This is a genomic window from Streptomyces sp. NPDC057654, assembly GCF_042800135.1.
Taxonomy (GTDB): Bacteria; Actinomycetota; Actinomycetes; order Streptomycetales; family Streptomycetaceae; genus Streptomyces.
On record NZ_JBHVHQ010001092.1, the window covers coordinates 1 to 2,491 of the forward strand.

Annotated in this window: 1 protein-coding gene and 1 pseudogene; both read left to right on the top strand. The window is 73.9% G+C overall.

Annotated features, from left to right (window positions below; all coding sequences use genetic code 11):
* Positions 1-1,800: iron ABC transporter permease (locus tag ACFU99_RS40800; protein WP_384402991.1), on the top strand; the 1,800-nt coding region annotated here is incomplete at its 5' end.
* 184 nt (positions 1,801-1,984) lie between these two features.
* Positions 1,985-2,491: pseudogene (locus ACFU99_RS40805) on the top strand (hypothetical protein); the annotation flags it as partial.

The window sequence follows — 2,491 nt, forward strand, 5'->3', positions numbered from 1 at the left end:
CTCCAGGCCGTCAGCCGCAACGTCCTCGCCTCGCCCGACACCCTCGCCGTCAACGCCGGCTCCTACTTCTCGCTCGGCCTGGTCGCCGCGACCGGCGTCTCGCTGCCGGTGTTCGCGTCCTCCGGCGTCGCCTTCGTCGGCGGTCTGGCCGCCGCCGCCCTCGTCCTCGGACTGTCCGGCCTGGGCACCGGGACCGTACGGCTGGTGCTCGCGGGCAGTGCCCTGACCCTCGGCCTCGCCTCCGTCACGGGCGGGCTGCTGCTGCTCTTCCCCGTGCGGACGGAGGGGCTGTACGCGTGGAACCAGGGCAGCATCGCGCAGAACGGCTTCGGCAGCGTGCTGTGGATGGTGCCGCTCGCCGTCGCCGCCCTGGCCGGGCTGCTGCTGATCGCCCGCCGGGTCGACGCCCTCGCGCTCGGCGACGACGCGGCGCGGGGCCTCGGCGTGCCCGTACGGGCCACCCGCGTGACCACCGTCGTGCTGTCCGCGCTGCTCTCCGCCGCCGCCGTCACCCTCGCCGGGCCGATCGGCTTCGTCGGCCTGTGCGCCCCGGCCGTCATACGCCTGCTGGCCCGCCGCTACCGCGGTTTCACGCGGGTGCGTACGAGCGTGACGCTGTCCGCCCTGGCCGGCGCGGCCCTCGTGCTCGGCTCGGACGTCGCGCTGCGCGCCATGGTGTCGGCGGACACGTCGGTCGCCGTGCCGACCGGCGTGGTGACGAGCCTGGTCGGCGCCGTCTTCCTGGTGGTGCTGGCGACCAGGGGCCGGGACACCGGCGCCGCCGCGCCGCCCGACCGGCTGCGCATCCGCAGCCGTACGGTCTTCCTGACCGTGACCGCGGTGCTGGTGGCGGCGCTGGTCGCGCTGGCCGTCGGCTCCGTACTGCTCGGCGACTCCAAACTCCTCCTCGGCGACGTCGTCAACTGGACGCAGGGCCGGGCCGGGCGGGCCGTCTCCTTCGTCCTGGAGACGCGGGTGCCGCGGGTCCTCGCCGCCGTCCTCGCGGGCGCGGCCCTCGCCCTCGCGGGCACCCTCGTCCAGGCCGTGACCCGCAACCCGCTCGCCGAACCGGGCGTCCTGGGCGTCTCCGGCGGCGCGGCGCTGGGCGCGGTGATCCTGGTGACGACCGTGCCGCAGGCCGGTCCGGCGGGGCTCTCCGGCGCGGCCTTCGCGGGCGCCGCCATCGCCTCGGCGCTCGTCTTCGGGCTGTCCGCGCGCGGCGGCTTCCGGCAGAACCGCCTGGTCCTGGTCGGCATGGGCGTCTCCACCGCCACCGCCGCCCTGATCAGCCTGTTCATCGTCCTCACCGACCCGTTCAACGCCACCAAGGCGCTGACCTGGCTGTCCGGTTCGACGTACGGGCGCACGATGCCCGATCTGCTGCCGCTCGCGATCGTCCTGGCGGCGGCCGTCGCCGTGGCGGTCGTACGGCGCACCGAACTCGACCTCGTCTCGCTCGACGAGGACACCCCCAAGCTGCTGGGTCTGGGGCTGTCCCGGTCGCGCCTCGGGTTCCTGACGCTGGCCGTGCTGCTGAGCGCGGCGGCCGTCGCGTGCGCCGGGACCATCGCCTTCGTCGGGCTGGTCGCCCCGCACGCCGCGCGCGCCCTGGTGGGGCGTCGGCACGTACGGGTGGTGCCGGTGGCGGCGCTGCTGGGCGCGGTGCTGGTGGGGCTGGCGGACATGCTGGGGCGGACGGTGATCGCTCCGGCGCAGCTCGGCGCGGGGCTGCTCACGGCGGTCATCGGGACGCCGTATTTCCTCTGGCTGCTGGTGCGGACTCGGACGGCGGGGCGATGATGCCGGGCCGGACGGCGGGGCGATAGGGGCGGGGCGATAGGGGCTGGGCGCTGGGCCGGATGCCGGATGCCGGATGGGTGCCGTTGACAGGCATCCGGTGCCACGGGAGCCTGTTCGGGTATCGATTCATTCCGTCATTCCGTCATTCCGTCATTTCGATATCGGAAGGCTTGTCATGAGCCCCATGAATCGCGAATTCCCTTCCATCAGCGTTCCCCGCTCCCCCAACGCGTCGTCCGAACGGACGATGGAGGGTGTTTTCACCAAGCTGTACGACAACGACACCTGGAATCTCTACCTCGCGGGCGAGCCCGGCGACGGGCAGGGCGGAGACGGGCAGGGCGGAGGCGAGCAGGGCGGAGACGGGCAGGGCCGCGACGGCGGCGACGGGGACACGTCGCGTTCGGGCAACGGATCGAACCTGACGCAGACCGCCACGCTCCGCTCCGAGCTCCCCGGCCTGCTCGCGCGGCTCGGCGTCCGTACGCTGCTCGACATCCCGTGCGGGGACTTCTACTGGATGTCCCGGCTGGACCTCGGGACCGACACCCATATCAGCTATATCGGCGCCGACCGCGTCCCCGCGGTCGGCGACCGGAACACCCCCGCATTCGCGCGGCCGGGCCCGGCATTCCGCCTCCGCCACCTCACGCCGAGTTCCCCTCCGCCGGGCGCTATGGTCGTCTCCCCG